Origin of the sequence: Corynebacterium sp. PCR 32 (genome assembly GCF_037464985.1) — a bacterium.
Classification (GTDB): domain Bacteria; phylum Actinomycetota; class Actinomycetes; order Mycobacteriales; family Mycobacteriaceae; genus Corynebacterium; species Corynebacterium kroppenstedtii_D.
This window is the reverse complement of sequence record NZ_JBAHVL010000003.1, coordinates 163,128-180,275: the sequence shown is the minus strand read 5'-3', so window position 1 is coordinate 180,275 and position 17,148 is coordinate 163,128. Positions and strand designations below refer to the sequence as shown.

At 57.3% G+C, this 17,148-nt stretch carries 11 protein-coding genes; 6 read left to right on the top strand and 5 right to left on the bottom strand.

The genetic code is table 11. The features are described 5' to 3' along the window. Positions 1-94: 94 nt before the first annotated feature. From V5S80_RS05935 to aceA, 5 genes are all read right to left on the bottom strand, one after another. Positions 95-1,333 (bottom strand): hypothetical protein, encoded by a 1,239-nt coding sequence (locus V5S80_RS05935; protein WP_395169838.1) that lies wholly within the window; start codon positions 1,331-1,333, stop codon positions 95-97. Between the two features lie 165 nt (positions 1,334-1,498). Further along, positions 1,499-2,281: an SDR family oxidoreductase gene (locus V5S80_RS05930; protein WP_395169837.1), complete on the bottom strand. Its 783-nt coding sequence runs from the start codon at positions 2,279-2,281 to the stop codon at positions 1,499-1,501. A 122-nt stretch (positions 2,282-2,403) separates the two neighbouring features. Then, a complete protein-coding gene (locus tag V5S80_RS05925) occupies positions 2,404-3,804 on the bottom strand; it encodes a dicarboxylate/amino acid:cation symporter (protein ID WP_395169836.1) in 1,401 nt (466 codons plus the stop codon). 197 nt (positions 3,805-4,001) lie between these two features. Next, on the bottom strand, positions 4,002-5,471 hold the full coding sequence (ramB, locus tag V5S80_RS05920; protein ID WP_395169835.1) for an acetate metabolism transcriptional regulator RamB: 1,470 nt from the start codon (positions 5,469-5,471) through the stop codon (positions 4,002-4,004). A 100-nt stretch (positions 5,472-5,571) separates the two neighbouring features. Then, the gene (gene aceA, locus V5S80_RS05915) at positions 5,572-6,867 is read right to left on the bottom strand and encodes an isocitrate lyase (RefSeq protein ID WP_395169834.1); all 1,296 of its coding nucleotides are present in this window, start codon (positions 6,865-6,867) and stop codon (positions 5,572-5,574) included. Positions 6,868-7,357: 490 nt separating this feature from the next. Between aceA and V5S80_RS05910 the strand changes: the two genes are divergently transcribed. The 6 genes from V5S80_RS05910 to V5S80_RS05885 all read left to right on the top strand — a co-directional run bounded on the left by V5S80_RS05910 (position 7,358) and on the right by V5S80_RS05885 (position 17,034). Then, positions 7,358-9,565, top strand: coding sequence for a malate synthase G (locus V5S80_RS05910; protein ID WP_395169833.1), 2,208 nt, complete (start codon positions 7,358-7,360; stop codon positions 9,563-9,565). Between the two features lie 169 nt (positions 9,566-9,734). Beyond that, positions 9,735-10,508, top strand: a complete 774-nt coding sequence (locus V5S80_RS05905) for an HAD family hydrolase (protein ID WP_395169832.1) — start codon at positions 9,735-9,737, stop codon at positions 10,506-10,508. A 230-nt stretch (positions 10,509-10,738) separates the two neighbouring features. Further along, positions 10,739-13,168 carry a glycoside hydrolase family 65 protein gene (locus V5S80_RS05900; RefSeq protein WP_395169893.1) on the top strand — a complete coding sequence of 810 codons (2,430 nt, stop codon included), beginning with the start codon at positions 10,739-10,741 and terminating at the stop codon, positions 13,166-13,168. Between the two features lie 299 nt (positions 13,169-13,467). Next, positions 13,468-14,229, top strand: coding sequence for a succinate dehydrogenase cytochrome b subunit (locus V5S80_RS05895; RefSeq protein WP_395169831.1), 762 nt, complete (start codon positions 13,468-13,470; stop codon positions 14,227-14,229). Positions 14,230-14,245: 16 nt separating this feature from the next. Further along, a complete protein-coding gene (locus V5S80_RS05890) occupies positions 14,246-16,285 on the top strand; it encodes a fumarate reductase/succinate dehydrogenase flavoprotein subunit (RefSeq protein WP_395169830.1) in 2,040 nt (679 codons plus the stop codon). Continuing rightward, the gene (locus V5S80_RS05885) at positions 16,285-17,034 is read left to right on the top strand and encodes a succinate dehydrogenase/fumarate reductase iron-sulfur subunit (RefSeq protein WP_395169829.1); all 750 of its coding nucleotides are present in this window, start codon (positions 16,285-16,287) and stop codon (positions 17,032-17,034) included. The genes V5S80_RS05890 and V5S80_RS05885 overlap by 1 nt, the downstream gene beginning before the upstream one ends. Positions 17,035-17,148 lie beyond the last annotated feature (114 nt).

Below are 17,148 nucleotides of genomic sequence, written 5' to 3'. Positions count from 1 at the left end.
TATTCCCCAGGTGGTGGTGACTGTGATGGTTGTCTGTGGCAGAAGAGAAGGTGGGGTTATGGCCCGGTAGGGTGTGTCCGGGCCGCCTGTGGTGTTACTTGCGGTTTTTGATGGTGCCGTAGTCGATTCCGCCGTGGGTGAGGGTTGGGTTGAGTGGCCATTGCCGTTTCCACGGTGCGCATTCGGATGATGGGAGGATTTGTTTCCAGGCGGGGTGGCGTGGTGAGTATGACGCCATTTCTTTTTCTTTAATCATGGAGTCGTATTGGTCAAGTGAGTCTTCGAGGGTGTTGGCGTTGAGGACAACTTCGCGCTCGTAGAATTGTGCTTGCCCTTTGATTCCTGGGATTTTCGACAGTTCGGGTTGCCATGAATCTGCTGCCATGCCGTTTTCGGAGGAGATCCACACGCCGTCGGGTGTGTTGATGCATAGGGAGTGGTTGCCGTCGGTGTGGCCGGGTGTCCACAGGAGGGTGATTCCGACTCCGATTTCGACGTCGCCTGTGAAGGTGGATAGGAGTTTCCTGTCGACGCCGCGCATGCCGTCTTTGACGTACCAGGAACTTTGCATGGGGTGTTGTGCTTCGAATGTTCCCAGTTCTGCTTCGTGGACGAGGAGTCGTGCGTGTGGGAAGAGTGGTTCGTATGCGGGTGATCCGGGTTCGGGGGTGGTGGATCCCATGATCATTCGTGGGTCTTGGACATGGAGGTGGTCGAAGGAGAGGTAGTCGACGTCCGTGTTATCCATTCCGAGGCTGGGCAAAATATCTTCTGGGTCGTTGAAGTATTTCGCCAACCATCGTTCTCCGCCCATTTTTTTGAGAGTGGACATGGTTCGGTTGAAGATTTTTGGTCCTTCACCTGCGCCGGTGAGGTTGTTGTAGAAGCCGGCTTTTTTGGAGCCGTCGGCAACGGTGGGTTCCCACACCAGGGTGCGTTCCGCTCCATTGAAGTCTTCGTACTGGATGATCAGCATTCGGTTGATGATGTTGATCATCGGGTTGAGGTGCATGGAGTAGTTCTGGAAGGCGTACTGGGCGGGGTAGGGCGCTGCTGCGATATCGAAGGATTTGACTCCGAGTACGGTGCCGCTGGTGGAGAACCGTTCGTGGTAGCGGCGTGCTGCTTCTCGGATGGCTTCCAATCTGTCGCCACGGGGCCAGGTGTCGTAGACGCCGTTGAATTCGGGGATTTCTCGGAATGTGGGTGGGTCAACCAGTTGGCGTGTGCGTTCAATGTCGGGGTCGTCGGCGTAGGGAAATGATGCGCTGGATTTCCAGTCGTCCACGCGGCCGTGGGGGGTGGCCTTGTTGTCGGTCTGGGACATAGACATGCCTTCCTTTAGTTTCTGGAAACTAATGTTTCCAAGAGGCTACCAGTTGGAGGTGTGGTTATGTAGGGTTTTGTCCATTCGCGACGCGGGGCAATGAGGCTGGCCAATAATGGTGGCGCCCACAATGTGAGTAGCGTAGGTGAGCGCCTCGACGGGACCGGAGTTCTATAGACGAACTTTACGGTGAGTAGTGAGCTTCGCGTTAACAAATCGAATTAACCAATGGGGAGCGAAATGGGAGCCCAGATACAGCATCTTCGCTTGCATCCCGACAGGATGATGGGGTTCGGCTGGTGTCCGACGGGATGACTCCGCTACCGCGGTGATGGCGGCGGCGATATCGTTCGCCGAGAGTTTAACACCCATTCGTTTAGTGCCCCCTGTCTCCACACCAGTCAGCATGCCTGTTTTGGCGTACAGAGGGCAGACAGAACTCACGGTGATATCATCCTGATCCCATTCGAGATCTAGCGCTTCCGTGATACCGCGAACCGCAAATTTTGTGGCTGAATACACAGCCATATCCGGCGTGCCGTAAATCGCAGCTGCTGATGCCACGTTAATGAGGCGCGCGCCGGGCTGAGCGCACAGCCACGGGTAGCTGGCCCGGGCGCCGAAGAGTACGCCTTTAACGTTGACATCGACGAGGCTGGCATCCTTGTCAAAGGAACCGGCGGTGACAAAAGGTCCACCGTAGAGGATGCCGGCGTTGTTGATGAGGACGTCGAGGCGCCCACCGGTGGTGTGGGAAAATTCGTTGAGTGCGTGGTGCCAGGAATCTGGATGAGTGACATCAAGATGGCCGGTGTGGATGTTGTGATGGGTAGCCCAGTCAAAGTCGTTGCTGATGTCGTAGGCGCCAACGATCCAACCGTGGTTGGCCAATAGTTGTGCTGTTGCTCTGCCGATGCCCTGAGCAGCTCCAGAGATGAATACTGTGCGGGTCATAGCGCTAACGGTACTCACACTCATGTGAGGGTGGGGTGCATTTCGTCAATTATTTTTTCATGGAAAATAAAACGTCGTCTGTGCTGCGTATAGCCCGCGGTGTGCAGGGGTGGCCTTGGTGTTTATGATGTCGGCGCACCCACTGGTGGTTCCTCTTTGGCTGTTAATGTGTGTCCGTCTTCCCAGTGGCCCTCGCCGGCGTCCCACGTTGCTGTGTCGAGGATTCCCGCACGCTTGGCAACGATGGTTGCTGTCACGGATTGGCCGGTAACGTTCACGGCGGTGCGTCCCATGTCGATAATCGGTTCGATGGCTAGTAAGAGGCCGACGCCGGACAATGGTAGGCCGATTGTCGATAGGGTCAAGGTCAGCATTACTGTCGCGCCGGTTGTGCCGGCGGTTGCGGCGGATCCGATGACAGAGACGGCAATGATGAGCAGGTAGTCTGTGAAGCCCAGTGGTATGCCGTAGAACTGTGCCACGAAGATTGCAGCGACGGCGGGGTATACCGATGCGCAGCCGTCCATCTTGGTGGTTGCGCCGAGTGGTATGGCGAATGATGCGTACTCGGATGGCACGCCCATGCGTTGTTCGGTGACGCGCTGGGTGACGGGCATGACTCCCATTGACGAGCGGGTGACAAAACCGAGGCTGGTGACGGGCCAGACACGACGGTAGAACCCGGTGACGGAGATGCCGTTTGCGGCCAGCGCGGCCGGGTAGATGATGACCATGACGATGGCGAGTCCGATGTAGATTGCTATGACAAATTTGCCGAGTGAACCCAGGGCGCCCCATCCGTAGTTTGATACTGCGTGTCCGATCAGGGCAGCTGTGCCGATAGGTGCGAGGCGAATGATCCACCATAGGACGGTGTGGACGATGGCGAGTACGGACTCGTTGAACCGTAGGAATGGTTCCGCGGTGCGGCCAGTCTTGACGGCGGCAATGCCAATGGCGAGGGCGATGACCAGTAACTGGAGCACATTGAATGAGAGATCGATGTCGTGTCCGTTCGCTGACTCTGTGGTTCCGAGGCCCAGAATGTTCGATGGGACGATTCCTTCAATAAAGGCAAGCCAGCTACCGGTGTGTGACGGTTCTGCTGCGGTGGAGGCGTCGATGCTGGTTCCTGTGCCGGGTTTGAGGATTAATGCGACGGCGATGCCGGTGAGGACGGAGAAGAACGCGGTCATGGCGAACCAGACGAGGGTGCTGACCGCGAGCTGTGCGGCATTGGTTACTTTGCGTAGATTTGCCACGGAAGTGATGACTGCGGTGACGACGAGTGGTGGAATCATCACTTTGAGTAGTTGGACATATGCGCTGCCTGTTGTATCCAGGGCGATGGCGAGCCATGAGTCACTGTGTTCGGTGCTGGTGTTTCGAGCGATGAATCCGAGGATAAGGCCAATGAGGAGGCCTGCGAAAACTTGGGCTCCAAATCCGGTCAACCAGCCGGGAAGCAGCGTGTTTTTTGTGGCGACGGTAGCTGTCTCGCCATTGTGAGGCGATTCGGCCATGGGAGCTCCTTTGTGGTGTGGTTGGTTGTGTGAAGGTGGGCTCGGGGTGATGTGGGCATCCATGAGGAAATATGGAGAGACTGGTCTGTCTATTGATTGTCGCCGCACATGTTACGTTGTTGTGCCTGTCGTTCCAACCACGGGTGTGAAAAAACTATTCCGGGGGCGATGATGGTTCGCTCATCGTCGACGTTAATTTAGTACGGATTGACCGATGAGCTGTGTGTATTCACCCTCGTATCGTGAAGGATTGAGGGGAATGCACGCTGTGGGCACTCGGTGCGGCTACACACGCGGCAGCCGGGTCCGATGGGGGTAGCGGCGGCAAGGTCGGACAGATCGAGACCTTCGGCATAGACAGTGCGTTCTGCATGGCGAGCCTCGCATCCCAAGCCGATGGCAAAAACCTTCCCCGGTTGACCAAAGCGGCGCCGATAGTGTTTCACAGTGCGAGCGACCCACATGTAGCTGCGCCCATCAGGCATTTGAGCCAATTGGCGCATCACTTTTCCGGGATACGAAAAGGTTTCGTACACATTCCACAGGGGGCATGTACCACCGGAGTGGGTGAAGTGAAAACCTGTCGCTGACTGCCTCTTGGAGACATTCCCGGCCCGATCGACACGGACGAAAGTCCAGGGAATTCCTCGAAGTTTGGGGCGCTGAAGGGTGGAGAGACGGTGGCAGATGGTTTCGTATCCCATGCCAAACGCGGTGGACAGGTATTCAATGTCGTATCCAACGCGTTCTGCGTGTGAATGAAAATTGGTGTACGGCAGGAGTAATGCTGCAGCGTAGTATGTCGCGGCGCCCCTCACGGCGAGGTGTCGTGATTCGTCAGAGGTGAACCGCGAGTCATTGTTGACCAGGGAGTGGAGGTGATTTCCGACTTCGAGGTAAGCGAGTTCGGTGGCCATCCGGAATGCTTTTTGTCCGGATGTGAGGTGGGCATCGATGGTGAGGACACCGCGTTCGGGGGAGAAGCGATGTTGTACCATGCTGTCGTTGCCGTCGAGGTGCGATATGTATCGGATATCGACGCCGTATGTCGAGGTTAATCGTGTTGCGACGCAGTCTTCGACGTGGTTGATATTGGTGAGTCCGAGTCCTAGTGTGCTGGCGAGTTTTTCTGCTGCAACGTCGAGGGAATCAATATAGTTTTGTCGTGCGTAGAAGAAGTCTCGTACTTCTTCGTGGGGCATGGTGAGTGCGTCGGTTCCGGTGGAGGAGTCGGCGACATCTGAGCGGTTGCGTTCTTCTGTGACCAGCGATAATTTGTCTGAGACGTTGCGGTATCGGCGGTGAATGTCCACTAATGTTCGCGCTAGGTCGGGGTGTGAGCGGACGAGATCTGCGACTTCGTGAATGTCGATACTCGTCGGGCAGACCTCTCGGTCTAGTGTGATGTCGTGAACCTCAGCGACAAGACGGGAATCGTCATCGCGAGAAAAGAAAGCCTCATCGATTCCGAACACATGGGTGATTTTCCGGAGAACCGATGAGGTCAGTGGCCTGGTGTCGTTTTCAATTTGATTAACGTAACTGGCCGAGAGTCCGAGAGTGTGTGCAAGCGTTGCTTGGCTGAGCTCCCGTTCTTTTCGGAGCTGTTTGAGACGCGTTCCAACGAATACTCGTGGGGGCGCATCCCTGTGAACTCCAGTGGTCATGCGACAACAATAGGGCGTCGCCGATGACAATGTGGTGTTTTGTCCAGTTTTCCCGCCAGGGTGTGCCTGACGGGGCGGTGTAGAACAACCCCAGAAGGGATTAGTGGAATTGGCCTTCCTCGGTGGAACCCTTCAGGGCGACCGTGGAGGAGTTCGGGTCGACGGTGGTAGCAACCTTGTCGAAGTAGCCGGCGCCGACCTCACGCTGGTGCTTAACAGCGGTGAAGCCGCGCTCCTTGGCAGCGGCGAACTCGCGGTTTTGTAGGTCCACGAAAGCGGTCATCTGCTCGCGGGCGTAGCCGTAGGCCAGGTCGAACATGGAGTAGTTGAGGGCGTGGAAGCCGGCGAGGGTGATGAACTGGAACTTGAAGCCCATCTTGCCCAGCTCGTTTTGGAACTTCGCGATCTCGTCCTTCTCCAGGTGGGAGGACCAGTTGAACGAGGGGGAGCAGTTGTAGGCCAGGAGTTGATCGGGGAATTCTTCGTGGACGCTGTCGGCGAATTTCTTGGCTAGCTCCAGGTCAGGGGTGCCGGTTTCCATCCAGATGAGGTCGGCGTACGGTGCGTAGGACTTGGCACGAGCAATGCAGGGCTCGATGCCGCTTTGTACGTGGTAGTAGCCCTCAGCGGTGCGGTCGCCTGTGATGAACTTCTGGTCGCGTTCGTCAACGTCGGAGGTGATCAGTGTTGCAGCCTCGGCGTCGGTACGAGCGACGATCACGGTGGGGGTGTTGAGGACGTCGGCGGCAAGGCGTGCCGATGAGAGGGTGCGGATGTGCTGCTGGGTTGGGATGAGAACCTTGCCGCCCAAGTGGCCACACTTCTTCTCGGAAGCGAGCTGGTCCTCCCAGTGGGTACCGGCGGCGCCGGCTTGGATCATGGCCTTCTGAAGTTCGAAGACGTTGAGGGCGCCGCCGAAGCCTGCTTCGGCGTCAGCAACGATCGGGACCAGCCAGTTGTCGACGGCGGTGTCGCCTTCGATGCGTGCAACCTCGTCGGCGCGCAACAGTGCGTTGTTGATGCGGCGGACGATCTGTGGAACGGAGTTTGCGGGGTAGAGCGACTGGTCCGGGTAGGTTTGAGCAGCCAAGTTGGCATCGCCGGCGACTTGCCAGCCGGATAGGTAGACGGCTTTGAGTCCGGCGCGGACCTGTTGGACGGCCTGGTTACCAGTGAGGGCGCCGAGTGCGTTGATGTATCCGTCGCCTTCTTCGTGGATGGTCTTGAACAGAATTTCTGCTCCGCGACGTGCGAGGGTGTTTTCCTCGACAACGGTGCCCTGGAGTTCTTCGACGTTCTCAGCCGTGTAGTTGCGGGTAATGCCTTTCCATCGAGGGTTGGTGTCCCAATCCTTCTTGATTTCTGCAGCGGTACGCGCCTGTCCAACGTTAGACATGGTGTTCCTCCTGTGAGGTCTTAGTTGTGGCTAAGTTTTGCGACGATGACACCCACGTATCGGGCTAAATCCGTGCGAGACCGGACATTGCATTGTTAGTGAATGTCTGTGTAACCGGCGGCCGTGGTGGCCGTGCTGGCGTAATATCCACCATGGACGATGTGAAAACCCACGTCAATGAGTTTTCGAATCATATCTTTGTGCGGGGGTGGGTTAATATTTTGCAAATCTTGCAAACCTACGGAACCGTATGTTGTACGTCACAATTGTGAGCACCGGGGATGAGCTGCGGTAATCCAAAATATAACTTTCGCTACTCCAAACTATGGCGTGAATCACGCGCACATGTTTTGTGCATCACACAGAAAATCAGTGGGGGGACCACCAGAGATATCTCGTGCGGATTACGGAAAAACTGTTTCCCCCTACGCCTAACTCCCATAGGGTTGGGCACATCACCGAGAACAATTGCCGCTCCGAAGGAGAAGCCATGACTGACGCAGTCCCTACCGCCGACACCACCCCCCGCACCGAGGTAGCTGGTCTCCAGGTAGCAACCACTCTCTACACCTTCATCACCGACACCGTCCTCCCCCGCACCGGCCACGACCCAGAGAAATTCTGGGCCGGTTTCGCCGACATCGTGACCACCTACACCCCCCGCAACAAGGAACTTCTCGCCCGCCGCGACGAACTCCAGGCCAAACTCGACGAATGGTACACACAACACCCCGGCGAGCAGGACTTCAACGAGTACGAAGCCTTCCTCCGCGACATCGGATACGTGGTGAACACCGATGAGGACTTCGACATTGACCCTGCTGGTATTGACCCCGAGATCGCCGAGACCAGTGGCCCACAGCTGGTGGTCCCCGTGCTCAACGGACGTTTCGCGCTCAACGCTGCCAACGCGCGATGGGGATCCCTCTACGACGCACTCTATGGCACCGATGCAATCCCGGAAGACGGAGGCGCCGACAAGGGCACCGGCGGCTACAACAAAGTCCGCGGTGACAAAGTTATTGCATGGGCGCGTGACTTCCTGGACAAGGCTGTGCCGCTAGCTGATGCCTCCCATCACGACGTCACCCGCTATGACGTCTCTGACGGCTCCTTCGTCGCCTATGTCAACGACGACAAGCATGAGCTCACAGAGCCTGACGTATACGCAGGCTACGCCGGCGACAAGACGAAACCGACGTCGATCCTTCTCCGCCACAACGGCCTCTACATTGACATTCTCATCGACCCTGAATCCCCCATTGGCTCGACGGATAAAGCGGGAGTCAAAGACGTCATCCTCGACGCTGCCGTGAGTACATTGATCGATTTCGAGGACTCCGTTGCTGCCGTCGACGCCACCGACAAAGTACTCGGATACAGCAACTGGTTCGGGCTTAACACCGGCGAGCTGGAAGAAGAAGTCACCAAAGGCAACACCACGTTCACCCGCCGACTCAATCCGAACCGTGAATACGTGAGCCCCACCGGTGAGTCCTTCACCGTTCACGGCCGCACGTTGATGCTCACCCGTAACGTTGGCCACCTCATGACGAACCCAGCCATCCTCCTCGACGACGGATCCGAAATCTTCGAGGGAATCATGGACACCGTCATCACCGCTGTGTGCGGTATCCCAGGCATCGACAAAGACAACCCTCTGTACAACTCCAGCACCGGCTCCATCTACATCGTCAAGCCCAAGCAACACGGCCCCGAGGAAGTGGCATTCACCAACGACCTGCTCGGTGCCACAGAGAAACTGCTCGGCCTCCCCGAGTACACCATCAAAGTGGGCGTCATGGACGAAGAGCGCCGCACCACACTCAACCTTGACTCCTGTATCAAAGCCGTATCCAAGCGCCTAGCCTTCATCAACACCGGATTCCTCGATCGCACCGGCGACGAAATCCACACGTCCATGGAAGCCGGCCCCATGATCCGCAAAGCACACATGAAAGCCGCACCGTGGATGCAAGGCTATGAGGACAACAACGTCGACACCGGCATCGCCCACGGCCTGCTAGGCAAAGCCCAAATCGGTAAGGGCATGTGGGCCAAAACCGAACTCATGGGGGAGATGCTGGACGAAAAGATCAACCAGCCGAAGGCCGGCGCCACCACCGCATGGGTTCCGTCCCCCACCGGCGCAACACTGCACGCCACGCACTACCACCTTGTCGACGTCTTCGCCATCGACGAAGAACTCCGCAAAGCAGGCCGCCGCGACAACTACCGCGACCGCCTCACCGTGCCCGTCTCCCCCGACGGACAGTGGAGCGACGACGAAATCAAAGAAGAAGTGGACAACAACTGCCAGTCCATCCTCGGCTACGTGGTTCGCTGGGTGGAGCAGGGCGTCGGCTGCTCCAAGATCCCGGATATCCACAACATTGATCTCATGGAAGACCGCGCGACACTGCGCATTTCCTCACAGCTCCTCGCCAACTGGGTCCGCCACGGCATCATCACCGAAGACCAGGTCATCGAGTCGCTCAAACGCATGGCGACAGTCGTCGATAAACAGAATGAGGGCGACGCCGCCTACCGGCCCATGGCCCCCGACTACGACAACTCGATTGGATGGCAGGCCGCAAAAGACCTCATCCTCGATGGCACCACGTCACCCTCCGGCTACACCGAGCCAATCCTGCACCGGCGCCGCCGCGAGTTCAAAGCACGCGAAGGTATCGCGTAACACCCGGGCACCGTGTGCATGACGTGATGTCGTTCATCACACTGTAGCCCCGCAGACTGAGGAACACCCGGTGCCCATGCGCCGGGCTACGAGAATCGCCGTATGTCACTGCCTGATCAATGTAACCTCGTACGTAGACGGTGAACGTGTAGGAGAAAGGCAACATGCGGTGACTCCATCAACAGATAAACCGACGCTTCATGACCTTCTAAGCTTCAAGGTCATCCTCTTTGATCTCGACGGTGTTCTGACACCCACGGCAAACCTTCACCAGCAGGCCTGGGCCACGATGTTCCAGGCCTTCCTTGCCGAACGTGGCGAACGCGCATACACCGATCAGGATTACTTCACCTACCTGGATGGACGTCGACGAGACGAAGCCATCCAGGCCCTCCTCGACTCCCGCGGCATTACCGTGCCCTTTGACAGAGCGGATGCGGGTGAGGACGGGGACGACGACCCCGCAGACAACACCATCACAGGCCTGGGAATGCGGAAAAACCGCGATTTCCTCGACCTTCTCACGCGCGGGATCACACCATATCCAGGATCACGTCGCCTCGTAGATGCCATCAACGACCACAACACATCGTGTCTCTCCGACCCGACGCACATGGGCGTGGTGTCGTCGTCGAAAAATGCTCCGGTAGTACTGGAATCTGCCGGTCTTACTCACTATTTCCCCCACATTGTCGATGGGACAACTGCGGAGGAGAAAAACCTAAAGGGCAAGCCTGCACCCGATACCTATATCTACGGTGCCGAACTATTCGGCCTAAGCCCCGCCGACGCTGTCATCGTGGAGGACGCCACCAGTGGTGTCGCCGCTGGAAAAAACGGCGAATTTGGATATGTTCTCGGCGTTAACCGTGGCGCAGGTGAAGACGCCTTACGAGCATCTGGCGCCCACGCTGTCGTCAATGATCTGGCAGAACTGATGTAAAAGTATTCCCCGCCCACGGAACCACCACCCGTCTCATTCTACGTCCCGTGCGTGATGACACGACCCCCGAGGAGAGCACATTGAGCCCGAAGGCATCTCAAGCGACGTCAGAAGCATTTCTTGCCGCCCGCCGCCACGGACATAAAAACCACCAGGGCTCGCCACACGGCCACCACGACGGGCTACTAGCACGCGCAGACGGACACCACCACGGCGTTGACCCCGAAGCCATGATTGACCGCGACAACAACCCGGTCGACCCATGGCGGCTCATCGAACGCGTCCCCAACCGCATGGACCTGGGAGTATCAGAATCCATATTCGCCCTCTCCAACGGCTACCTCGGCATGCGCGCTAACCCTGCCGAAGGACGCGACTCCGCCCATCACGGCACCTATGTCAATGGGCTCCACGAAACATGGAATATTCGCCACGCGGAAGACGCCTACGGGCTCGCACGCAAGGGGCAAACCTTAGTCTCAGCCCCCGATGCGAAGGCAATGCGCCTCTACATTGATGACGAACCACTCCGCCTCGGAAACGCTGACATCGACAACTATGAACGCGTCCTCGACTTCCGCGACGGCCTCCTGCGACGATCCCTCACCTGGCGCACCCCCTCTGGCAAACGTGTGCGCGTCACCACTGACCGGATGGTGTCATTCCAAGAGAAACACCTGGCCATCATGAGCCTCGAGGTTGAACTTCTTGACGACGATGCTGCCGTCGTCATCTCGTCGGAAATGCTGAACCGCCAAGATGGGGAAGACGAGTACTGCGGCAATGACGCCGAACGTGGTGCAGACGTGAACAGCGCCGCGGACAAAGATCCTCGCCAGGGGGAGACGATTGATGAACGCGTCCTCATTCCCACGTTCCGCGCACACCCGGCCCCCGGACGGGCGACCCTGGGGTATCGGTGTGCCGCGTCCGGTATGACTGTGTCATGCAGCATGGATCACCGGCTTACGGTTGATATGCCAGAGTCAGAATCCGCCACGGCTGGTGATGACGCTGGTGTTGAAGTCGATGCCCGCGTACGTGACGATCACGCCCGCGTGGTCTACCACTTGAACGGGAAGCAGGGGATGGTCATCCGCCTGGAAAAGTTCGTGGCGTACCACTCGTCGCGGCATGTTGCCGCTGAGGAACTAGCGTTCCGCTGCGCACGCACGATCAACCGTGCCATGCAGATCGGTTTTCCTACATTGCACCACAATCAGCGAGAATGGCTTGACGCGTTCTGGAAGCGTTCTGACGTCGAAATTTCTGGGCATCCTGCTATTCAGCAAGCTGTACGGTGGAATCTCTTCCAGCTGGTTCAAGCCTCGGCCCGAGCTGATGGTCATGGTGTTCCTGCGAAAGGAATGACGGGCTCTGGCTACGGCGGGCACTACTTTTGGGACACGGAGATCTACGTTATGCCGTTCCTGAGTTACACGAACCCATCGTTTGCGCGGAATGCGATGCGTTTCCGTTTCCTCATGCTTCCAGCAGCTCGTGATCGTGCCCGCGAGCTCTCCCACGATGGGGCGCTCTTCCCATGGCGCACGATTAACGGGTTGGAATCTAGTGCATACTACGCGGCGGGAACTGCCCAGTACCACATCGATGCCGACATTGCCTACGCTCTGATGAAGTATGTTTACGCCTCCGGCGATACTGACTTTCTTCTGCGCGAAGGTATCCACATCTTGGTTGGCACAGCCCGATTCTGGATGTCGCTTGGCTTTTTTGACCGTGATGGCGAGTTCAACATTCACTCGGTGACCGGGCCTGACGAGTACACCACCGTCGTGAACAACAACTTGTACACCAACGTCATGGCGGAATATAACTTGCGCGTGGCTGCGGATGTTGTTCGTCAGATGAAGGCTGACCGGCCACATGACTACGCTGATGTGGCTAAACAGTATGGCTTGGATGATGAGGAAGTTGATCTGTGGGAGGATGCCGCTGAGCGCATGCATGTCCTGGTGGATCCAAAATTGGGGATTCACCCGCAGGATGATCAATTCCTGGAGAGGGAGCGGTGGAATCTCGATGATCCGGTTGTTGGCCCGAAACGTCCGCTGCTGCTGCATTACCATCCGTTGACCATCTACCGGTACCAGGTCATTAAGCAGGCAGACGTGGTGTTGGCGCTATTTTTGCGTGGTAATCGGTTTACTCGGGAAGAAAAGCTGGCTGACTATAACTATTACGACGAATTGACCACAGGTGATTCGACACTCTCTGCGGTCGTTCAATCTATTGTCGCTGCTGAGCTTGACTTGAAAGAGAAGGCGATGGATTTTTTCCTCCGCGGTCTCTATGTTGACCTTGGCAACCTGCATGCCAATACTAAGGACGGTGTGCATATCGCCTCCACGGGTGGTGTATGGTCCGCGCTTGTCTATGGTTTTGGTGGTTTCCGGGACTACGAGGGTCGTTACAGTATCAATCCACGTTTGCCTGATGGCTGGGAAGAACTTGTTTACCGCATTACTCTTCATGGTTGTCGGATTCGTGTCGCTATCCGGCGTCATTCCGTTGAGCTTGTTGTGGAGGAGGGGCTTCACGATGTGGGGCCGATTGATGTTGGTGGGCGTGAGGTTGTGGTGACGCATGAGCCGATGACTATTGCTTTACCCGGTGATCGGACATCGGGCGAGGACTGAGTCGTCTTCCCCCGGCCGGGGGTGGTTGCATGTCGTGACATGATGGCGGTGACATGACTACATCATGGTTGAGGGTAGGCTAACGGTCTTTTTTATGGAAAGGAAACCGTATTAACCTTGCAGGCCAACGGTGAAAATAAAACAAAATTTTTACCCTGACAAGCCGGCCTAACGAATGGGGTGACCATATAGTTGCCGGGGCTCGACCGCGACCACCTGTGGCGTGCATCACGCAACGGGGGTGCAAGTGGAGTGCACCTCCCTCCGCGTCGTACAGTAATGCTGACACTGGAGGTGCCATGACTGTTAAAAACGCGAACCGTGACGCCGTTGCTCACGGTAAAATAACGACGGAGCCGCTCCGTGATAAGCCGGCCTTCCCGTCGTGGGCCATGAAGCTGACGATGGCGATCACAGGCATAATTTTCGGCCTTTTCGTGCTCGTCCATATGATCGGCAACTTAAAAATATACATGGGGGCGCAGCATTACGACGACTACGCAGAATTCCTGCGTACAATGCTTGAACCTTTACTTCCCCGCGAAGGTATCCTATGGATCTTCCGAATGGTCCTACTCGCCTGCCTGGTCCTACATGTGTACTGCGGCATTGCCCTGCACGGACGTGCTCGGAAATCACGAGGCAAATTCCGCCGAACCGGCCTCGTCACCGGCATGAACACCTTTGCCGCGCGCTCCATGGTCGTCACCGGCCTCGTCCTGCTGCTGTTCATCATCTTCCACATCTTGGACCTGACGATCGGCGTCCGACCCATCGGATCCAACGAATTTGAGGAGAACACCGCAGGCCATGCCCACGCCTACGCCAACCTCATCCACAGCTTTGAACGCCCGGGCGTTGCCATTTTCTACATCCTCGCCATGGTGATTTTGTTCGTCCACCTGTCCCACGGCATCTGGACTGCTATTTCGGACCTCGGAATAACCGGACACCGGTGGCGCCAGGCCATGCTGCTGATCGCCTACATAGTTCCAGCCATCATTATGATCGGCAACATTTCGATTCCCGTCGCTGTCCTGACCGGCGCGATATCACTGTAGGCGGAGGTTACACAACATGAGTGCAGTTATTCACAACCCCCACAATCAGGGTCCGGACTTCGATTACGACGCGGCGGTCAACGCCTTCACTGCCCCTGAATCATGCGTCCCCGGGGTGACCCTCGGCTCCACGCTGAAAGACAACGCACCCCACCTGCCTGGACTCTCCCAGGCCGACCAGTGGGATTATGCAAAAGAACACTTCAAACTGGTATCGCCCCTGAACCGTAAAAAGTTCACGGTCCTCATCGTTGGTACCGGTTTGGCGGGCGGAGCAGCAGCAGCAGCTCTTGGCGAACTGGGCTATGACGTCAAAGTATTCACCTACCACGATGCACCCCGCCGTGCTCACTCCATCGCGGCCCAGGGCGGTGTGAACTCGTCCCGCTCAAAGAAACTAGACAACGACTCCACCTACAACCACACTAAAGACACGGTGAAAGGTGGCGACTACCGTTGCCGCGAAAACGACTGCTGGCGCCTCGCAGGGGAATCCCCCCGCGTTATTGACCACATGAATGCCGTAGGCGCACCGTTTTCCCGGGAATACGGCGGAACGCTGGCCACCCGTTCCTTCGGCGGTGTCCAGGTTTCCCGCACCTACTACACCCGTGGACAAACAGGCCAACAGCTGCAGCTGGCCACCACGGCAGCACTGCAACGCCAGATCGGTGCCGGCTCCGTCGAGATCTTCACTCACAGCGAGATGATGGACCTCATTATTGACGACGGCCGCTGCCAGGGCATCGTCACCCGTAACCTGATCACCGGCGAACTCACTGCCCACACCGGCCACGCCGTGATCCTGGGCACGGGCGGCTACGGCAACGTCTACTACATGTCGACGCTCGCGAAGAACTCCAACGCATCAGCCATCATGCGTGCATATGAGCAAGGTGCCTATATGGCATCGCCATCGTTCGTGCAGTTCCACCCCACGGGCCTCCCCGTGAACTCCGAATGGCAGTCGAAAACCATTCTGATGTCGGAGTCGCTGCGCAACGACGCTCGCGTCTGGACGCCAAAGAAGGAACACGACGACCGCAACCCTAATGACATCCCGGAGGACGAGCGCGACTACTTCCTGGAGCGCCGCTACCCAGCATTCGGTAACCTCGTACCGCGCGATATCGCCTCCCGTGCAAACTCGCAACAGATCAACGCAGGGTTCGGTGTGGGCCCCTTGCACAACTCCGTGTACCTGGATCTACGCGACGCCATCCAGCGCTTCGGTAAGGACGTGATCAAGGAGCGCTACGGCAACTTGATCCAGATGTACGAAGAAACCATCGGTGAATCCGCGTATGAGACACCAATGCGTATTGCGCCGACCTGTCACTACACGATGGGTGGCCTGTGGACCGACTTCAACGACATGACCAATATCCCAGGCCTCTTTTGCGCTGGGGAAGCATCCTGGATGTACCATGGCGCGAACCGCCTTGGAGCAAATTCACTGCTGTCGGCGTCGATCGACGGGTGGTTCACCCTACCTTTCACCATCCCGAACTACCTGGCACCTTTGCTGGGCACGAAGGTCCTGCCGGCCGATTCCCCTGCGGCACAGAACGCCGTTGAACGCTCCAAGCAGCGCATCAACAAGCTGATGAGTATCCAGGCGAAAGACCCCCACGGGCCAGAATATTTCCACCGCAAACTCGGCGACATCCTCTACTTCTCGTGCGGCGTGTCCCGCAATGTCGAACACCTGGAAAAGGGCATCAAAGATATCCGCGAACTGCGCAAAGAGTTCTGGGAAAACCTTCACATTCCCGGGAACGTCGATAACCTCAACCAGGTTCTCGAATACGCCAACCGTGTTGCCGATTACATGGACCTCGGCGAGCTCATGTGTGTCGACGCCATGGACCGCGACGAATCCTGCGGTGCGCACTACCGCGACGACCACCTCTCTGAGGACGGCGAAGCAGAGCGCGACGACTCCACATGGTGCTTCGTCTCTGCCTGGGAAGGTAATGGCGAAGGAAAGTTCATCCGCCATGCTGAGCCTCTGTACTTCGACCGCATCCCTCTGATGACAAGGAACTATAAGTAATGAAACTGCATCTAGAGATCTGGCGTCAGGCGGGCCCCGAATCCGAAGGGCATTTCGAATCCGTCGATGTCAACGACGCCGTCGAGCAAATGTCCATCCTTGAACTACTTGACCACGTCAATGAGGGCTACATCGAACAAGGCAAAGAACCATTCGCCTTCGCCTCTGACTGTCGTGAAGGCATCTGCGGTACCTGCGGGTTGACCATCAACGGCCGCCCGCACGGGCCAGACAAGAACAAGCCGGCCTGCCAGCAGCGCCTCTTTAATTTCACTGACGGCGACACCGTCAAGATTGAACCACTACGGTCCGCGGCATACCCAGTCATCAAAGACATGATCGTCGACCGCTCCGCACTGGACCGTGTCTTAGAACAGGGCGGATTTATCTCAGTCATGGCCGGTACCGCACCCGACGCCGACTTCTTGCCCATGAACCACGCTGACGCGGAGAAAGCCCTCGACTTCGCGGCATGCATTGGCTGTGGAGCCTGTGTCGCTGCTTGCCCGAATGGTGCTGCTCACCTCTTCACCGGAGCGAAGCTGGAACACCTCAAACTCATGCCGCTGGGTAAGCAGGAGCGCGGCAAACGAGCCCGGAAGATGGTCGACAACCTGGAAACCACCTTCGGCCCGTGCTCACTCTTTGGTGAGTGTGCCGACGTGTGCCCGGCTGGCATTCCGTTGACCGCCGTCGCCGCGATCACGAAAGAACGCACTCGCGCGGCATTACGGAACAAGGATAAATAGGGCTATAGTTCCGTAGTCCCCCAATGGCGGCGCGTAGGTAGTTGTGACCATAAGCCGCTACACTGAGAGTCGTACTCGATGGCCCCCTGTGACACAGGTCGTGAAAGGTAAAGT

Coding starts and splice junctions, on each gene's coding strand:
- V5S80_RS05910 (WP_395169833.1), top strand. CDS start 7,358: ATGACTGACGCAGTCCCTACCGCCGACACCACCCCCCGCACCGAGGTA.
- V5S80_RS05925 (WP_395169836.1), bottom strand. CDS start 3,804: ATGGCCGAATCGCCTCACAATGGCGAGACAGCTACCGTCGCCACAAAA.
- V5S80_RS05900 (WP_395169893.1), top strand. CDS start 10,739: ATGATTGACCGCGACAACAACCCGGTCGACCCATGGCGGCTCATCGAA.
- V5S80_RS05935 (WP_395169838.1), bottom strand. CDS start 1,333: ATGTCTATGTCCCAGACCGACAACAAGGCCACCCCCCACGGCCGCGTG.
- V5S80_RS05930 (WP_395169837.1), bottom strand. CDS start 2,281: ATGACCCGCACAGTATTCATCTCTGGAGCTGCTCAGGGCATCGGCAGA.
- V5S80_RS05885 (WP_395169829.1), top strand. CDS start 16,285: ATGAAACTGCATCTAGAGATCTGGCGTCAGGCGGGCCCCGAATCCGAA.
- aceA (WP_395169834.1), bottom strand. CDS start 6,867: ATGTCTAACGTTGGACAGGCGCGTACCGCTGCAGAAATCAAGAAGGAT.
- V5S80_RS05890 (WP_395169830.1), top strand. CDS start 14,246: ATGAGTGCAGTTATTCACAACCCCCACAATCAGGGTCCGGACTTCGAT.
- V5S80_RS05895 (WP_395169831.1), top strand. CDS start 13,468: ATGACTGTTAAAAACGCGAACCGTGACGCCGTTGCTCACGGTAAAATA.
- ramB (WP_395169835.1), bottom strand. CDS start 5,471: ATGACCACTGGAGTTCACAGGGATGCGCCCCCACGAGTATTCGTTGGA.